The sequence below is a fragment of the Acidihalobacter yilgarnensis genome (assembly GCF_001753245.1).
GTDB lineage: Bacteria > Pseudomonadota > Gammaproteobacteria > DSM-5130 > Acidihalobacteraceae > Acidihalobacter > Acidihalobacter yilgarnensis.
Genome location: NZ_CP017415.1, coordinates 632488 through 650821, shown reverse-complemented (window position 1 = coordinate 650821; position 18334 = coordinate 632488). Strand labels below are relative to the sequence as shown.

Here is an 18334-nt window from a genome sequence, read left to right as displayed (position 1 = left end):
GGGACTCAGGCGAATTGTCCGGCTACCCAGCCGGAAGACCACGCCCACTGGAAATTATAGCCGCCCAACCAACCCGTGACATCGATTACCTCGCCGACGAAGTAAAGGCCCGGTATCTCGCGAGCCTCCATCGTCTTGGATGAAAGCGCATCGGTATCGACACCACCCAGCGTCACCTCCGCTTTGGCATAACCAAGCGTGCCCGAGGGTGTAAGCGACCAGGCGTTGAGCCTGTCACCCAGCGCTTCGAGATCGCGCAATGCATAGGTATCGAGTGGCCGATCGCCGCCGGCAAGCGCGCACCATGCTTGGGCGAAACGCCTCGGCAGACGTTCTCCCAGCAAGGTGGACAACAACGCTCGCGAACGCTGCCGTCCCGCCAGCCAACCAGCGGCATCCTCGCCCGGCAGCAGATCGACATGCACCGGCCCTTGAGCCCCCGTGGCGGCCTGGAACTGCCAATAACTCGATACTTGCAGGATGGCGGGACCCGATACGCCCCGATGGGTTAACAACACGGCCTCCCGAAATTCTGGCGAGGCGGGTGGCGCCTGCGCTGCCGCTGCCACGGACACCCCGGAAAGCGGCTTGAGCTGCGCCAACATCTCGGGCGGCAACGCGAGCGGCACCAGCGCCGCCATCGGCGGCACCACAGGCAAACCGAACTGCTCAGCCAGGCGATAACCGAAGGGTGTCGCCCCCATTTTGGGCACCGCCAGCCCCCCGGTCGCGATCACCAACGAAGTCGTTCTGAAGATACCCTCATCGGTTTCGACCTCGAAGCGCTCTTCTCCCACAACACCCAAATGTCGCACACGTTGCACTGCACAAGGCTGCGCCCACTGCACGCCAGCTTCGTCACAGTCGCCGCGCAACAGATCAATGATCGCCTGGGCCGTATCGTCGCAAAACAGCTGCCCGTGATCGCGTTCGTGGTAAGCGATGCCACGCCGTTCGACACGGGCGATAAAATCCCAGGGGGTGAAGCGCGCGAGTGCCGAGCGACAAAAATGAGGGTTGCGGGAAAGGTAATTCTCCGGACCAACCTCTCGGTTGGTGAAATTGCAACGCCCGCCACCGGAGACGCGGATGCGCTCGCCGATGCGCTCGGCATGATCGACAAGCAGAACACGCCTTCCGCGGATACCGGCCTCGGCGGCGCACATCATACCGGCCGCACCGGCACCGATTACGATGACATCGAAACGCATCTATTCGCCCGCGTGGTTACATTTCTGTAAAACGCATCCGGTAATTTGGTCATCCTGAAAATCGGCTCTGCCTTGTTCATCAGCGCCCGGAGTATGCCATGTTTCTCGCCCTCGGCTTTACCCTGTCCACACTCGGTCTGGCCTACGCCTGGCTTCGCTTTTCCCGGCAGCAAACCCGGCTCAGCCGTGTCTCCAAGGCCATGCCGGCAATTCAAGCCTGGCAGGACAGCCATCCCGCCCCGAACCTCGCGAGCGATCCCCCTGATTTTGCCGAACACCTCGCCAGCATCCCGAACTGCCTGCCGCCGGCGAATTTTGTCGCCCTGCGCGAGGCAGGCCTCGCGGGCCACACCGCCGACCGCAGTCTGATTCCTGGGCACAAGCGCGGCGGCACTCTGTCCTACGATACCTTGCTTGCGGTTGCGCCAGAGGTCATCGGATTTTATCTGTCAGCGGACCTGCAGGCATTGTGCTCACGCATCGTCGGCGAGCTTCTGGTACCGGTCCCTGTCGGCGACCAAAGCGCCTGTTCGGTGCTCCTTTACGAACGCCCCGGCGACCATATCGGCTGGCACTACGACTACGACTTCTATCAGGGCCGCCACTTCACCGTGCTCCTGTCCGTGGAAAATCAAGGTCGGGCACCCGGTGGACTCTCCTCGGCCACCCTCCACGCACGACAAGCCGGCGAAACGGTGGCCGTTCCCACGCCCCCCAACACCTTGGTGATCTTTGAAGGTTGCCGGGTATTACATCGCGTCACGCCGCTGGCGGCAGACGAACGCCGCGTACTCATCAGCATGACTTATTGCACCGATCCTTCCGCGAGTCTGTTTTCCGATCTTGCACGGCGAACCAAGGACATGGCGTATTTCGGTCCACGCGCGCTGTGGATCTGACAACTCAGCGCCAGCCGGCTACCGCCTGGCGCGCGGCCTCGTTCTCCGGCCGGGCAATCAGCCCCGTAGGGCCGAGACTGACGCGATACTCGGCGCCGGCAGCCATCGGCAGGTAGACCGAACTGCCATACACCGCATCGACGAAGGACAAGTGCAGCCGGCGCGCCCACATCCATACGTCGAGGCCACGGTCATGTCCAATGGCATAGACCGTATGCGGCCGGCTTTGCGCATCTGCCACCGATGCATAACGCCCAGACAGACGGCGCAGCTGATACAAAGGCTCGAAACCAAGCAACGTGGCCCAGGCCCGCCATTTGAGCACGCGTGCGTCCAGACGCCAGTCCTGCCCAAGCAGCCGGTAGCTCGCTGTTTCCCCGAATGCCGTAGTCAGGCGGGCGGTGTATGTGGCCGGGCCGGCTGCAGCGAAGCGGATCACCGCGACCGGCCGCTCGGCCGTCAACCGCTGATAACCCGCCAAATCCAATGCCGCAAGACTCGCCAGGGTCGCGACGGCGAGCAGTATCAATCCGATACTCCCTCTCCCACCCGCACGCAATGGACGCCTAGCAACGAGGTGACGCCAACCACGCCAGAGCGAAAACATGCCCCCAAAGCAGAGCACTATCGCCAGTATCAAAACCGCCTCGGTCATCTAAACCTCGCCATCGAACCGCAAGCGCATCATCCTTCAGCCAGCCGGCTCAATCAACGAGACCATAAAAACAAATATCTAGATATTTCGATATTACGCCACCTTGGCGTATACTGGCCCCCCATGGATCACGTCACCGTATTCAAGGCGCTCTCAAACGCCTCCCGCCTGCAGATACTCGATCTGCTCAAGGAGCCGGAACGCCACTTCGCTGGCCACGAAACACTCAGCCGCGTGCACGAACACGGGGTCTGCGTAGGTGCGATCCAGGAAAAACTCGGACTTTCGCAATCCACCGTCTCCAGCTACCTCAGCCTGCTGCAGCGCGCGGGACTCGTGGAGGCACGACGTATAGGCCCATGGACCTACTACCGCCGCAACGAAGCGACGCTGCGCGCACTCGGAGATTTCTTCACCGGCCAAATTTGAGCCCTGACGGGGCTGGCCTGGAACCGAACGCATACATCTATGTTCCTAGATATTACGATTTAACCCGACATCATGCCCGGCACGGGAACACGACCCGATGCCTTCACACGCTCCAAGGAGTCGCACATGTCCGATCAAGCCCTGCTCAACCCGGTCAAACTCGGCCGCTACAATTTACCCAACCGCGTCGCCATGTCGCCGCTGACGCGCAATCGCGCGACCAATCCCGAACACGCGCCGACCGAACTACACACCACCTACTACACCCAGCGCGCAGGTGCCGGCCTGATCATCACCGAAGCCAGCCAGATCTCGCCCCAGGGCGTGGGTTACCCGAACACACCCGGCATTTATTCGGATGCGCAAGTGGCCGGCTGGCGCCACGTCACCGATGCCGTACACGCAGCAGGCGGGCACATCTTCTGCCAACTCTGGCACGTCGGGCGCATCTCCCTACCAGACTTCCATGCTGGCGAACTACCGGTGGCGCCCTCGGCCGTCAACCCGGAAACCACGCTGTACGCGCCCGATTTCAGCCAGAAGCCGACAGTCACGCCGCGAGCACTGGATCATAGCGAGATCAAGGGCATCATCGAGGACTACGTGCGCGCCGCACGCTGCGCCCTGGAAGCAGGGTTCGACGGCATCGAAGTACACGCCGCGAATGGCTATCTGCTCAATCAATTCCTCATCGATTCGAGCAACCAACGTACCGACGAGTACGGCGGCAACATCGAAAATCGCGCACGCATCGTATTCGAGGTGCTGGATGCCGTGACCGCAATCTGGGGCGCCGACCGTGTCGGCATCCGGCTATCTCCCAGCGGGCTGTTCAACATCGGCGCCGGGAGTGACAACCGTGCGCAATTCGATTACGTCATCGAACGTCTCAACGACTATGCGCTCGCCTACCTCCACTTGATGGAGCCCTTCGCCCCGGTGGACGAAATGCCCAATATGGTCCCACACGTGGCCCAGCACTATCGTCCGCGCTACCACGGCACCCTGATGATCAACAATGGTTTCGACCAGGCACGCGGCAATGAAGTGATCGCGCAGGGGCACGCCGATCTGGTCGCCTACGGCCGACTGTTCATCAGCAACCCGGACCTGCCTGCGCGCTTTGCGACCGGGGCCCCCCTGGCCGAACCCGACCAAGACACTTTCTATGTCGGCGGCGAAAAAGGTTACATCGATTACCCTGCGTACGTGGCCGCGTAACCGTACAACGTGATCGGGCGGCGCGGGTGAAAACCCGCCCTGCCCTCAGGAGATTCCCCATGTCAGACAAACATCGCAAATTCGCACGAATTCTCGAAGGCATGGACGCCAGCGACGGCGCCGGCGTCCGTCTCAAGCGCTATATTGCGCGTCCGGGGCTTGAGGAAATCGACCCCTTCCTGCTGCTCGACGAATTCCGCACCGAGCAGGCAGACGACTACATTGCCGGCTTCCCACCGCATCCCCACCGAGGCTTCGAAACCGTGACCTACATGGTGCACGGACGCATGCGCCACCGCGATTCCACTGGCATGGAAGGTCTGTTGACGCCCGGTGCCGTCCAGTGGATGACTGCCGGACGCGGCATTATTCACAGCGAAATGCCGGAAATGGAATCCGGTCTGATGTGGGGTTACCAACTTTGGGTCAATCTACCAGCCAAGCTCAAGCTGCACGCACCACGCTACCAGGACATCGCCCCGGAACGCATTCCCGTGCTGCAAGACGGTGACGCTCGCGTACGCGTCATCGCGGGCTCGCATGCGGGCACGGCTGGCGCAGCCGAGACGCTGACCGAGGTCACCTATCTTGATGTCGAACTCGCAGCGAACGGGGGATTTTCGCGTCATGAAGCTGCGGGCCAAGCCAGCTTTCTGCTCGTACTCGACGGTGAACTGCAGGACGGCCAGGGGGGATACGCAAAACGCGGACAACTGGTGATCATCGAGGGCGATGGTACGCTCGAGCTCAAAGCCGATGGTGAAGAGGCGCGCTTTCTCTATATTGCCGGTGCCCCTCTCAACGAACCCATTGCGCGGCGCGGGCCCTTCGTGATGAACACCATGGATGAAATCCGCCAAGCCTTCGAGGACTATCAAAGTGGGCGCTTCGCGAATACCTAAAAACGACCATCGTGCCTAACGAGGGGATTTTCCAGCGCGTGCTATAGTCAATTCATAAGAGCAATCAGAATTGTAGGCTGACCGACCACAAGAGGCGCGCCCCCTGGATGCACACCCGTAAACGGCGTGAACGTCGCATCAGTATTATTGCAGGCCTGATTCTCGTCACCCTGACGCTGGTGGCCAGCCTCTCCATTTTCCTGGTCATGGAGCACCAAGCGGAACGCATCGTCAATCGCAGCCTGCTACTGTCTCTTGAAAGCCGCACCCACCTGTTCGACGCCAAAATTCAGCAAAGGCTCGATGCCAATCAATTGGTTGCCACGCGGCCTTTCATCATCGCGCAGCTCAAGCAACTGGACGCAAACCCCGATGACTTCAAGGCCATCAAGTCACTGCAGCTCGCCGCCGACACTCTGCTGCCCACCGGCTTCTCGCTGATACGGTTCAGCATGCCCGACCGGCACACGGCCGCCGCCGCCGGCATTGCCGCCGTGCACCCGGAACTGACCGTGCCGCTACGACTGGATACCGCAGTACACCTGATGTGGAGCGATTCCGGCTTCGTCCTCTCCCAGGAACGCCCCATGCTGGATGCCCGACATCGGCTGGTCGGCTACGTGCTGACCGAATCGAGGCTGCCCGAACTGACCCGGATGTTGCGCGACACCCAAACCCTCGGCAAGACCGGCGAACTGGTCGTCTGCGGCAATGCCAATAGCGGTATGCAATGCTTCCCTGCGGCACTGAGTCGCCGGGTCTATCTCGACGTCCCTCTCGTGCAAAATGGTCGCAGACTCCCCATGGCCTATGCCTTCGAGGGTGAAACCGGGCTCACCACGACCCGAGACTACCGCGGCCGCGAGGTCGTCGCGGCCTATGCTCCGCTAGGCCAACTAGGCCTGGGCATGGTCCTCAAGGTCGACACCGACGAGCTGTATGCCCCCATCTACGAACAGGTGCGCGAGGTCAGCTACATGCTGCTGTTCTTCCTCGCCGCCGGACTATTGATGCTTTACTGGCTGGTCAATCCGCTGGTTCGCAAGCTGGCCATTTCGGAGCGTGAAGCGCGCCATGCCAGCGAACGGTTGCGCGATAGCGAAACGAGGACGCGCACCATACTCGACAACATCGACGAAGGCCTCATCACCCTCGCCGAGGATGGCACCATCGAATCCCTCAACCCGGTAGCCGAGCGATTGTTTGGTTACCCGCCCGGCGGACTGCTCGGCGGCAACATGCTCGATCTCATCAACCCGGGCAACCATCCCGAGTACCGTGAACGCATCGAGCACCACGTCGCCCGTCGCGACCTGGGCACGCCACCCAGCAGCTTCGAACTCACAGCCATCCGCCGCAATGGACAGGAACTGCCCGTCGAGGCCCGTATCAGCGACATGGTGCTCGCCGGGCGTCACAAATTCATCCTCGCCCTGCAAGACATCACCCGGCGAAAGGAAACCGAGGCACGCATCCTGCACATCGCCTCGCACGATCCGCTGACCGATCTGCCAAACCGCACCCTGCTCGAAGATCGTATCAAACACGCGATACACGCCAATCATCGACGCCGCGAGCGCTTCGCGGTGATCTACATTGATCTCAACGACTTCAAAACCATCAACGACTCGCTGGGTCACACCCTCGGCGACACCCTGCTGCGCTCCGTGGCCATCCGTCTAAAAGGTTGTCTGCGCGAAGAAGATACGGTCGCGCGTCAGGGCGGCGATGAATTCATCGTGATCCTCTCGCGCATCGAGCATCCGGACGATGCCGCCACGGCGGTACAAAAGATCATCAACACCTTGACCGAGCCCTACACCATCGAAGGCCACGAATTACACAGCGGCGCCAGCCTCGGCATCGCGATCTACCCGGAGGACGGACACAACGTCACCGCCCTGCTCAAGAATAGCGACACCGCGATGTATCAGGCCAAGGCCTCCGGACGGAACAACTACCGCTTTTACTCGCCGGAAATGGACGCCAAGGCCGCCGACCGACTGATGCTGGAAAACAATCTGCGGCGAGCGCTCGAACGCAACGAACTATCGCTGCACTATCAACCCATCGTATCGCTGGCCAGCGGGGAAATCATGGCCGTCGAGGCGCTGCTGCGCTGGACCCACCCGGTCATGGGTGTGGTCTCGCCGGCACGCTTCATCCCGGTCGCCGAAGACTCGTCCCTGATCCTGCCGATCGGCGAATGGGTGCTCGAAACCGCCTGCCGCCAGATCCGCGAATGGGACAAGACCAAGCAGTTCTCCGGCCGTGTCGTCGTCAACCTCTCGCCGCGGCAGTTCCGGCAGGGTGATCTGGTCAAGCGTTTCACACACATCATCGAGCGCACCGGCATCGACCCGCAACGCCTCGGCATGGAGATCACCGAAAGCGTGATCATGGAAAACCTGGACTCATCCATCCGCATGCTGCAAAGCCTCAAAGACATGGGCGTCGAGTTCTCGCTGGACGATTTCGGCACCGGCTATTCCAGCCTCAGCTATCTCAAACGGTTCCCGGTGGACAAGCTCAAAATCGACCAATCCTTCGTGCGCGATCTGGTCAACGACCACGATGACGAAGCACTGGTCAAGGCGATTATTGCCATGGCACACAGCCTCAAAATCCGCGTGGTGGCGGAGGGTGTCGAAACTCGACAGCAGCTCGACTTTCTCCGTGAACAGCACTGCGATCAGTACCAGGGCTACTATTTCAGCCGCCCACTGCCCCCCACGAACTCATGTTCGCGCAAAACCGAGACGATGCGAACGAACCAAAAGCAGACCCCACCCTCTAATCGACAAGACTGATTCATGCATCAGTCGATTGGATGGTGATCCGGCCTCCTGGCCGATCGGCATCCCCGCCCCCACAGCGAGGACCGGCGCCTTGGATCCACTTATCGACATCATTCGGCGCACGCCCGACATTCTAGCCACCACCTTCATCCTGGTCGTCGGCCTCGCCGCCCTCGTCATCGTCGCGTTATTCGTAATCGACCTCTCGCAGACGACCAATGCGGTTCGCCACAACTTCCCCGTTCTCGGCCGCTTTCGCACGATCTTCACCAAGCTCGGCGAATTTTTCCGGCAGTACTTCTTCGCCCTGGATCGCGAGGAACTGCCCTTCAACCGCACCGAACGCGAATGGGTCTATCGCTCCGCCCAGGGCGGCAACAACACCGTCGCCTTCGGCTCGACACAGCCATTGCTGCAGAACGGCACCCTATTGTTCGTCAATGCCCCCTTTCCGGTGCAGGAACACGACGCCCACCCCGCACCACCGAGGGTCATCGGCCCGAACTGTCCACAACCCTACACAGCCGTTTCGCTGATCAACATCTCCGGCATGAGCTATGGCGCTATCTCCACCCCCGCGGTACGCGCCCTTTCGCGCGGCGCAGCGCTAGCGGGTTGTTGGCTGAACACGGGTGAAGGCGGCCTGTCGCCGTACCACCTGGAAGGCGGCTGCGACATCGTGTTCCAGATCGGCACGGCCAAATACGGCGTGCGTGAACCAGACGGCACACTGAACGAAGCACGCCTGCGCGAGGTCGCGGCCCACGAACAAGTACGCATGATCGAAATCAAACTCAGCCAGGGCGCCAAACCGGGCAAGGGCGGCATTCTGCCAGCAGCCAAGGTGACCGAGGAAATTGCGCGCATCCGCGGTATTTCGCCGGATACCGACTCGATTTCCCCCAATCGACACCCCGAAGTCGGCACGACGGGTGAATTGCTCGATTTCATTGGCCGCGTGCGCGGGATCACCGGCAAACCAACCGGCGTCAAGTGCGTCGTCGGCGACCCGGCCTGGCTGAACGAGCTCTGTATTGAGATCCGTGCGCGCGGCCCGGACGCAGCCCCCGATTTCATCACGGTGGACGGGGCCGAGGGTGGTTCCGGAGCGGCCCCTCTCGCCTTGATCGACGCTATGGGCCTGCCCATCCGCCTCGCCCTGCCAGCCGTAGTCGACGCACTTGCGCGGCATGGCTTGCGCGAACGCGTACGGGTCATCGCCTCGGGCAAGCTCGTCACGCCGGTCGAAATGGCATGGGCCTTCTGTGCCGGAGCCGATTTCGTCGTCAGCGCACGCGGCTTCATGTTCGCCCTCGGCTGCATCCAAGCGCTGCGTTGCAACCGCAACACCTGCCCCACCGGCATCACAACCCACAACGAACGCCTGCAACGCGGCCTCAATCCGCGGGAAAAGGCCGTGCGCGTAGCCAATTACGTCGCCGAGATGCGCCACGGACTGGAGATGATCGCCCACAGTTGCGGCGTGGCCCATCCACTCGCGCTGGAGCGACGCCACTGCTTGCTCGTTGGCGGCGCACTTATGCCCGTATCCTTGGCCGAGCGTCACCCCCCGCCTCAACAAAACCAAGCCTAGGCATACGCACGACTCACAGGCAAACCTTCATAACCTGCCAGACCACGGGGTACACGATGCAGCAATATCATGAAATCAAGGCCGCCGAACTGCTCGTCCGCGCGCTCGAACATGAAGGCGTCGAATACGTATTCGGTGTTCCCGGAGAAGAAAACCTGGACCTGCTGGAAGCCCTTAGACAATCATCCATTCGCTTAATACTCACCCGCCACGAGCAGGCAGCCGGCTTCATGGCCGCCACTTATGGCCGGCTGACCGGACGACCGGGCGTCTGCCTGGCAACGCTTGGCCCCGGTGCGACTAATCTGGTCACCGCCGCTGCCTACGGTCAGCTCGGCGCGATGCCGATGTTGATGATCACCGGCCAAAAACCCATCAAGAAGAGCAAGCAGGGGCGGTTTCAAATTATCGATGTGGTGGAGATGATGCGGCCGATCACCAAATCGGCACGCCAGATCGTGTCCGCACACACCATTCCCGCACTGGTGCGCGAGGCCTTCCGCGTAGCGCAGGAGGAACGCCCCGGCGCGGTCCTCCTAGAGCTGCCGGAGGATGTTGCGGGCGAGATCGTGCCCGAAGCCCACCTCTTCGATATCGCTATCCCGCGTCGGCCAGCGCCCGATCCGCAGGCGCTGGACTGGGCCGTGGAGATGATCGCGACGGCATGCCGCCCGCTATTGCTGATCGGTGCGGGCGCCAACCGCAAGCGCATCATCGAGCCCTTGCGCAGCTTCGTCGACAAAACCGGCATTCCATACTTCAACACGCAGCTCGGCAAAGGCATCATCGGCGAATCCCACCCACGCTATATCGGAACCGCCGCACTCTCCGCCGGCGACTACGTCCACTGCGCCATCGACCGCGCCGACCTGGTGATCAACGTCGGGCATGATGTGGTGGAGAAACCGCCGTTCCTGATGATCCCCAACGGCGCCCGCGCAATCCACGTCAACTTCAGCAGCGCGGTCGTCGACGAGGTGTACTTTCCCCAGCTTGAACTGATCGGCGACATCGCCGCCACCTTCGAGCATTTGGCCGAGCGTATCGAACCCTCTCCCCATCACGACTTCAACTATTTTATGCGCATGCGCGAAGAGGTCCTCGCGCATATCAGCGATCTCAACGACGACTCGCGCTTCCCGCTCGCGCCACAGCGCATCGTCGCCGACGTACGCCGCGCCATCCCCGAGGACGGCATCGTCACGCTCGACAATGGCATGTACAAAATCTGGTTCGCACGGAATTACCTGACCGATCACCCCAATGGACTACTGCTGGACAATGCGCTGGCCACCATGGGTGCCGGGCTGCCCTCCGCCATCCTGGCGGCCTTGCTTAACCCGGACACGCGCGTGCTCTCGGTCTGCGGCGACGGCGGCTTCATGATGAACAGCCAGGAACTCGAAACCGCCGTTAGACTCGGCATCGATCTCGTGATACTAGTGCTGCGTGACGATGCATTCGGCATGATCCGCTGGAAACAAGCCGTCTCCGGGCATGCCGACTGGGGGCTGCAATTCGGCAACCCGGACTTCGTGCGTTACGCCGAGAGCTACGGCGCTGGCGGCCATCGCGTCACCGATGGCAACGCATTGGCACCGCTGATCGAACGCTGCTTCGCGCTCGGCGGCGTACAGCTAATCGAGGTGCCCGTGGACTACAGCGAAAACGCGCGCGTGCTGACCGATGAACTGACTGCGAAGACCTGCCTCATCTGAGGCGGACCGCAAACCGAGGAGTTTCCATGTCATTTCCCAGCATTAACCCCGCGACCGGAGAAACGGTCGCGACCTACGCGGCCATGACCGGGGTGCAGGTCGACGATGCCCTCAACCGCTGCGTCGAAGCCCAGCGCACCTGGGCCAAGATGTCCTTCGCGGCACGCGCACAGCGAATGCATGCGCTGTCCGACCAGCTACTCGCCGGCAAGGCCGAATACGCCGCATTGATGAGCCACGAGATGGGCAAGCTCCATGCGCAAGGCATCGCCGAGATCGAAAAATGCGCCTGGGTCTGCCGCTTCTACGCCGACCATGCCGAGGCCTTCCTGACACCCGAAACGGTCGAGACCGAGGCTCATCGCAGCTTCGTCAATTTCCGTCCGATGGGCGTGGTGCTGGCCATCATGCCGTGGAACTATCCGTTTTGGCAGGTCCTGCGCTTCGCCGCACCGACGCTGATGGCGGGCAACGGCGCAGTACTCAAGCACGCACCCAATGTGTTCGGCTCCAGCCTGGCGATCGAGACGCTGTTCCGCGAGGCCGGCTTCCCTGAACACCTATTCCGCAGCTTGTTGATCGACATCCCCGAGACCACCGCAGCGATTCACGACCCGCGCATCGCCGCGGTCAGCATCACCTCCAGTGTGCGTGCCGGACGCGCGGTGGCAGCGGAAGCTGGTCGCGCGCTGAAAAAATGCGTGCTGGAACTCGGCGGCTCCGATCCCTTCATCGTGCTCGAGGACGCTGATCTGGACCGCGCGGTGGAGGCCGGCATCACGGCGCGCTTCCAGAACAGCGGCCAAAGCTGCATCGCAGCCAAGCGCTTCATCGTGGTCGACGCGGTCTACGACGACTTCGAGCGACGTTTCGTCGAAGCGGTTCACCGGCTGCGCATGGGCGATCCGATGGACGCGGCAACCCAGGTCGGCCCGCAGGCGCGCGTCGATCTGCGTGATGAGTTGGCCGATCAGGTGCAACGCACCGCGCGCGCCGGCGCGCGCATCCTGGCTGGTGGCGAGGTGCCCACAGGGCCCGGCGCATTTTACCCGCCCACCGTGCTGGCGGGCGTTGAAGCCGGCATGGCCGCATGGTCGGAAGAATTGTTCGGCCCGGTCGCCACGCTGATCCGGGTACCCGACGAAGCTGAGGCGATCCGCGTGGCCAACGCCACCGAATTCGGGCTCTCCGGCTCGGTGTGGACGCGAGACCTCGCACGTGGCGAGCGCATCGCAGCGCACGAAATCGAGTCCGGCGCCGCCTTCGTCAACAGTATGTCGAAGTCGGACCCGCGCATGCCCTTCGGCGGCATTCGCCATTCTGGCTATGGGCGTGAGCTGTCGATCTACGGCATCCGCGAATTCGTCAACATCCACGCGGTCTGGGTCGAAGCCCCGAGTTGAATACCGGGCACACCGCTCAGGACATCGCCCGAAATATTCAGGTTCGATGTACCGTCGAGAGCAATACCCCGAGCCCCACGAACAGGCCACCGCTCAGCCGATTGAAGAGTGTGCCACGGCCCGCCTTGCCGAACCACGCGGCCAAATGCGTGCCGCCGAAGGCATAGGCCATTTGCCAGGCGCTCTCGAAGGTTACGAAGGTGCCACAGAGGATCGCGTACTGCATGAATTGCGGGCGTGCAGGATCGATGAACTGGGGAAACAACGCGCCGAAGAAGACAATGGCTTTGGGATTGCTCGCGGCCACCCAAAAACCTTGCCGGTAGAGCTGCCAGAGCGACCGATGCGGCGCGCCCATCCCAGGCTGTTTCAGCCCGACAGACTCACCGACCGTTCTCCAAGTCTTGATGCCAAGGTAGACCAGATAGGCGGCGCCCGCCCACTTGATGGCCACGAAGGCCGGCTCAGAGGTCGCGAGCAACGCACCCAAGCCAACGGCCGAGGCCAGCATCATCAGGATCAGCGCGGATATCGCGCCGAAGGTCGTGGCTAGGGTACGGCGCACGCCATGATGCATACCATGGGTCGCCGCGAGCAGCATGCACGGGCCGGGAATCATGCTCAGGACGAACACCGTCGTGGCATAGATCAGCCAGAGTTGCAGGCTCATGGGTCACTCCGGTTAAACTGCTATTTGAATAGACATCTCACTGGCGACGTTCCGTCAGCCAGTAGAGTAACGCCAGCAATGGCGGCGTGGCGCCGATCCAAGATACGCCGACCCAACCCGCGAGACTATAAGCATAGGCCGCGCCCGCGGAACCGGCTGCGCCACCCGCGAAATAGCAGGTCATGTAGGCCGTAGTCAGGCGGCTGCGCGCCTCTGGGCTGAGCTGATAGATCGCGCTCTGGTTCAGAATCTGGGTGCCCTGCACGCCAAGATCCAGCACCACGATACCGACCACCAGCGCCGCCAGTGCGTGCGGAAACAGCCCCATTAGCGCGAAGGCCAGCATGACCAGCGCGATGAAACCACCGGTCGCGACACGGGCATAGCCGCGATCATGCAAATGCCCAGCGAACGAGGCCGCCATCGCACCGGCCACACCAAGCAGGCCGAAGGCGCCAATGCGCGCGAGGCTGTACCCGAAGGGCGGTGCCGCAAGCAAAAAGGGCAAGGCGGTCCATAAGGCGCTGAAGCTGGCGAATACGCAAAAACCGTACACGATGCGTCGGCGCAACACCGGCTCGTCGCGCAACAGATGTAGCACCGAGCGCAGCAAGGCCGGATAGGAAACCTGTGCCTTGCCAGGATCGCGGGGCAGCACGCGCGCGAGCACTGCGGCCTGAATCAACATCACGCCAGCCGCAAGCCAAAACATGCTGCGCCAACCGAAGGCATCCGACATCAGACCGGACACCGTGCGCGCCAGCAGGATGCCGAGCAACAAACCACTCATCACTCGGCCCACCACGCGTCCGCGCGCATGGTCGGCGGCGAGATGCGCGGCAAAGGGCACGAGGATCTGTACCACCACGGAAGTGACGCCGATCGCCAGCGAGGCGGCGAAAAACAGCTCAATGCTAGGAGCCAGCGCCGCGCCGACGAGCGCCACGCTGGTCAGCAGTGTGACCGTCACCACCAGGCGGCGGCGCTCGATCATATCTCCGAGAGGCACAAGGAACATCAGTCCAGCGGCATAACCCAGTTGGGTGACGGTGACGATGAGTCCGGCGGTGTGAATCGGTACATCGAAGGCCTTGGCCAAGGTATCGAGCAGCGGCTGTGCGTAATAGATATTGGCAACGGTAACGCCGGTGGCGATGGCCATGGCCAATACCAGTGCGGGACTGATCCCCTGGCTATTGGGAGAAGAGGTGGCATCTGGAGCAAGGGGCTTGTTCACAAGGTGTTGTGATCGTTCGATTGGGGCAGGCAGGATACGCCACCTGAGCGCACGCCGGAATCCCGCCGAGATCACCCTGCTGCCACGGGCTCGTACAACTTGTCCAGTGTGTGCATGATCTCGCGCTCGACGGTATCGATCAGCAATACCGCGGCCTCCGGAGGCAACGTCGAGGCCGCGGTATCGGCGAGTAACGGGGGATAACGATCCAGCAAACCGCATAAACCCGGCAAGCGCGCGGCGACGGATCGCATTGGCGATTCATCGCTCGCCATCCATCCGTCGACGGCCCCCTGCAACCGGCTACGCAAGCCTCGCACCCAGATCAGGTGTCCCGCATAGGCCGGGATCAGCGGATCGGAAGCCTGCACAGCGGAAGCTTCTGTACGCAGACGCGGCACCCCTTCGCCGGCCATCGGCGGGGCGAGGAAATAGCCTTGCACACGGGTCACGCCTAGGGCCTGAACCGCGGCCAACGACTCGGCCGAGTCGATACCCTCCACCACGAGCGAAACCCCAAGGCTTTGCGCCAGATCGATCAGGCTCAGCAGGAAGCGCAGATCGCTGGGGCGCCGGTCAAGGCCGATCCCGAAGGTACGATCGAGCTTCAGGCTGTCGAAAGGGAGCCCTCGCAGTTGCTCGAGACTGGCGTAGACACCGCCGAGATCATCGAGCGCGAGCCCGACACCCAGGGCCTTTATGGCTTCCAGGCGCTCCTTCATGGCGCGGTCGGCAAAAATTTTGCCACTGTCGATAATTTCGATGGTCAACCGCGCCGGATCGACATCGTGGGCCTCCAGGCGCGACTGCAGTGCCAGCGCCGTACTTGGCGACAGTAAATCCAGTGGCTCGAAATTGACCGAAACGTCGAGCGAAAGCCCTTCATCATCCCAGCGCCGCAACTGGGCAAGCGCCTGATCGAGCACCACGAAGCTGGTGCGTCGGACGTCCACCGGCGTCAAATGGGACAGAAAATCGTCAGGCCCCCAAGTGCCCTCTCGGTGGTGTAGCCTTGCCAGCGCCTCAACGCCGTTCATCGTTTGCGACGGCAAATCGAATACGGGTTGGTAGTAAACCTCCAGATCCTGTGGGGCCAAACGCTTGGCAGGCGACGGCAAGGAGGTCGGGTCGCTCGTGTGCTCGGCGGTTTCGTGGGCCTCTGGGTTGTAGGCGTACAGGGCATAAAACAGACTACGGATGCGATCACGCCCCTTGGCCGCATATAAGGCATGATCCGCATGCCTCAACAAATCGCGGGGCCTGGATTCATCCAACGGATACAGCGTCAGGCCCAAACTCGCGCCGATATCGACCTCGTGCTCACCCACGCGAAATGGGGCGTCAAATACGGCGCCCACACGTTCAAGCAGCAATTCGACATCCGACCAGCGGCGAATGTCCTCCATCAGCAGCACGAACTCGTCGCCGCCCAGGCGTGCCAGGAAATCCGAACTACGCAATATCTGACGCAGGCGCGCAGCAAGCTGACGCAACAACATGTCACCGATGTCGTGGCCGTAGGTATCGTTGATCGCCTTGAAGCCATCCAGATCCAGCAAACCAATCGCCAGCAGCGTCTGCTGGCGTAATGCCCGTGGCAAACAGGCCTCCAGGTGCTGGTCAAGGGCAAAGCGATTCGGCAGCCCGGTGAGAAAATCGCACGTGGCGGCCTGCTGCAGAGCCTGCTCGCGCTCCTTGAGTCCCGTGATGTCAGTAAACACACCGGCGTAATGGCGAATCACGCCCTGACTATCGCGTACGGCGCTGATGCTCAGTATTTCGGGATAGACCTCGCCGTTGCGGCGGCGATTCCATATCTCGCCCTGCCAACATCCCGACTCGCTCAGTTCGAGCGCCATCGCATCATAGAAATCTTGCCCGTGGCGGTCCGAGCGCAGTAGCGCGGGTGTCTGGCCCAGCACCTCCTCTCGGCCATATCCGGTTATCTGCGTGAAGGCCGGGTTGACGTTCAGAATATGCAGATCCGCGTCGGTCAGCACGATGCCTTCCTGCATGCACTCGACCACACTCGTCATCTGCCGACGGTAACTTTCCTCCCGTACGCGGTCGGTGACGTCACTCTGCAGACCAATGTAATGCGTCAACTCCCCACCTTCTGAGATCACCGGCGACAGGGAAACCTCATTCCAGAAAATCGTGCCGTCCTTGCGACGATTTTCCAGCACCACTGTCACCGGCTCGCGGGACGTTATCGCCTCCCGTAACCGTCGTCTCGCGGCCGCATCCGTACCCTTACTCTGCAGCAAGCGACCGTTGTTTCCGAGGACTTCCGCCGCGGTATAACCCGTGATCTGCGTAAAGGCTGGATTGACGAAAATGAGCGGCTGCCCTGGCTGACGCATGTCGGCGATCGAAATCCCCTGCTGCGCAGCGGCGATCGCGCGCGATTCAAGATCCAACCGAGACAAGGTTTCATGCAGGATATGCTCGCGCGCATAACGCTCGATGGCGGTCCCCAACGTACCTGCTCCACGCTCCAGCAGGGGCAGGAGGCGCTTGAAATCCAGCGTCTGCCCGGTACCGTTCGGAACCAGACCGTTCGCGACCAGTACGCCCCAGAGGCGTCCGGACACGTAAATCGGACTCATCGCAATCTGCGTCATGCCAATCGCAGTGACATGCTCGCGCCATGCCTGCATCCCTGGCCATTGCAATACTGGATCGTGCAGATAGTCGTCCGTCCACATGGATTGGCCACTCTCGATGACGCGATCAATCATCATCGTGGCGCCCTTGGCCGCCGCCACACGCTTGGCTTCCAGATACACCGACGACATCGTATCGGTAACGCCCCTGCCCGCAATCACGCCCAAGTCGCCATCGCCGGCGACTTGGGCCACCCAGAGGATCGGAAACAGACCGGAATCGTAAAGAATACCGACAAACCGATCGGCTATAGCCGCTTCGTCGGCGTCCGGATCAATGCCTTCATGGGTACGGACGATGGCATCGAGGAGGCAGGCATAAGCCTGTGCCGAAGCTTGGGTGCGACAACGGCTCAGCGCGAGCCCCAGCATTTGTCCGAAATGCGTCAGGAACATCTCCTGAGTAGGTGTGAATGTGTCGGCCCGACGGCTGTAGAGTACGAGAACCCCCTGCGTACCCATCTCCCCCTGTAGCGGCAGGGTGACGGACGATCCCCAACCCGGCGGCAAGGCTCGCCACGGCTCAGCGCGCGCGTCCGTGGCCCAATCCGTCACAATGCTCGTCTGCCCGCTGCGCCAGGCAAGCCCTGCCGGTCCAGAACCCATCGGACCGTCATCCATGCGCAGCGCGGCCAGCGCCAGGAAATCGGAAACCATCGCGCCCACGGCACAGTCAATGCGAAATTGGCCGTCGTGGCCAGGGTGGCCAATCCAGCCACCGTCAATGCCCGGATGCATTGACATCGCCTCCAGCACGCCGCGGAGCAAAGACGCCTCGTCGTTCGCGGTCATCAACATCGGCTCCAGCCCCTGGATCAGCTGCGCCAATTCACCTGGTGGCCCGTTCATCAGCTCCAACTACGCCCCCCATAAACCACTCTGCCTGATCGACGGCGGTCCCCCCCGAGGTCGAATCACGCACTATTTATCT

General features: G+C 61.9%; 13 protein-coding genes. 8 read left to right on the top strand and 5 right to left on the bottom strand.

Annotated features, from left to right (window positions below):
* Nucleotides 1–5: 5 nt before the first annotated feature.
* Nucleotides 6–1211, bottom strand: a complete 1206-nt coding sequence (locus tag BI364_RS03150; RefSeq protein ID WP_070077519.1) for a BaiN/RdsA family NAD(P)/FAD-dependent oxidoreductase — start codon at nucleotides 1209–1211, stop codon at nucleotides 6–8.
* 98 nt (nucleotides 1212–1309) lie between these two features.
* On the opposite strand from BI364_RS03150, the gene BI364_RS03145 reads away from it, so the two are divergent.
* Complete coding sequence (locus BI364_RS03145; protein WP_070077518.1) at nucleotides 1310–2110, top strand: 2OG-Fe(II) oxygenase; 801 nt, start codon at nucleotides 1310–1312, stop codon at nucleotides 2108–2110.
* A 4-nt stretch (nucleotides 2111–2114) separates the two neighbouring features.
* On the opposite strand, the gene BI364_RS03140 is transcribed toward BI364_RS03145, so the two are convergent.
* Nucleotides 2115–2765, bottom strand: coding sequence for a hypothetical protein (locus BI364_RS03140; RefSeq protein ID WP_070077517.1), 651 nt, complete (start codon nucleotides 2763–2765; stop codon nucleotides 2115–2117).
* Nucleotides 2766–2888: 123 nt separating this feature from the next.
* Between BI364_RS03140 and BI364_RS03135 the strand changes: the two genes are divergently transcribed.
* From BI364_RS03135 to BI364_RS03105, 7 genes are all read left to right on the top strand, one after another.
* A complete protein-coding gene (locus BI364_RS03135) occupies nucleotides 2889–3194 on the top strand; it encodes an ArsR/SmtB family transcription factor (protein WP_070077516.1) in 306 nt (101 codons plus the stop codon).
* A gap of 126 nt (nucleotides 3195–3320) precedes the next feature.
* Entirely contained in the window at nucleotides 3321–4415 is a 1095-nt protein-coding gene (locus BI364_RS03130; RefSeq protein WP_070079850.1) for an alkene reductase, read from the top strand.
* A gap of 59 nt (nucleotides 4416–4474) precedes the next feature.
* Nucleotides 4475–5317, top strand: coding sequence for a pirin family protein (locus BI364_RS03125; protein ID WP_070077515.1), 843 nt, complete (start codon nucleotides 4475–4477; stop codon nucleotides 5315–5317).
* Nucleotides 5318–5424: 107 nt separating this feature from the next.
* Complete coding sequence (locus BI364_RS03120; RefSeq protein ID WP_070077514.1) at nucleotides 5425–8127, top strand: putative bifunctional diguanylate cyclase/phosphodiesterase; 2703 nt, start codon at nucleotides 5425–5427, stop codon at nucleotides 8125–8127.
* Between the two features lie 79 nt (nucleotides 8128–8206).
* The gene (locus BI364_RS03115) at nucleotides 8207–9709 is read left to right on the top strand and encodes an FMN-binding glutamate synthase family protein (RefSeq protein WP_233279572.1); all 1503 of its coding nucleotides are present in this window, start codon (nucleotides 8207–8209) and stop codon (nucleotides 9707–9709) included.
* 56 nt (nucleotides 9710–9765) lie between these two features.
* Complete coding sequence (locus BI364_RS03110) at nucleotides 9766–11427, top strand: acetolactate synthase large subunit (RefSeq protein WP_070077513.1); 1662 nt, start codon at nucleotides 9766–9768, stop codon at nucleotides 11425–11427.
* 26 nt (nucleotides 11428–11453) lie between these two features.
* Nucleotides 11454–12830, top strand: coding sequence for an NAD-dependent succinate-semialdehyde dehydrogenase (locus BI364_RS03105; protein WP_070077512.1), 1377 nt, complete (start codon nucleotides 11454–11456; stop codon nucleotides 12828–12830).
* Nucleotides 12831–12867: 37 nt separating this feature from the next.
* On the opposite strand, the gene BI364_RS03100 is transcribed toward BI364_RS03105, so the two are convergent.
* The 3 genes from BI364_RS03100 to BI364_RS03090 form a co-directional block, all read right to left on the bottom strand.
* Entirely contained in the window at nucleotides 12868–13500 is a 633-nt protein-coding gene (locus tag BI364_RS03100; RefSeq protein ID WP_070077511.1) for a LysE family translocator, read from the bottom strand.
* Between the two features lie 37 nt (nucleotides 13501–13537).
* Nucleotides 13538–14737, bottom strand: a complete 1200-nt coding sequence (locus BI364_RS03095) for an MFS transporter (protein ID WP_197495829.1) — start codon at nucleotides 14735–14737, stop codon at nucleotides 13538–13540.
* A 71-nt stretch (nucleotides 14738–14808) separates the two neighbouring features.
* Nucleotides 14809–18252, bottom strand: coding sequence for a bifunctional diguanylate cyclase/phosphodiesterase (locus BI364_RS03090; RefSeq protein ID WP_070077509.1), 3444 nt, complete (start codon nucleotides 18250–18252; stop codon nucleotides 14809–14811).
* Nucleotides 18253–18334: the final 82 nt, after the last annotated feature.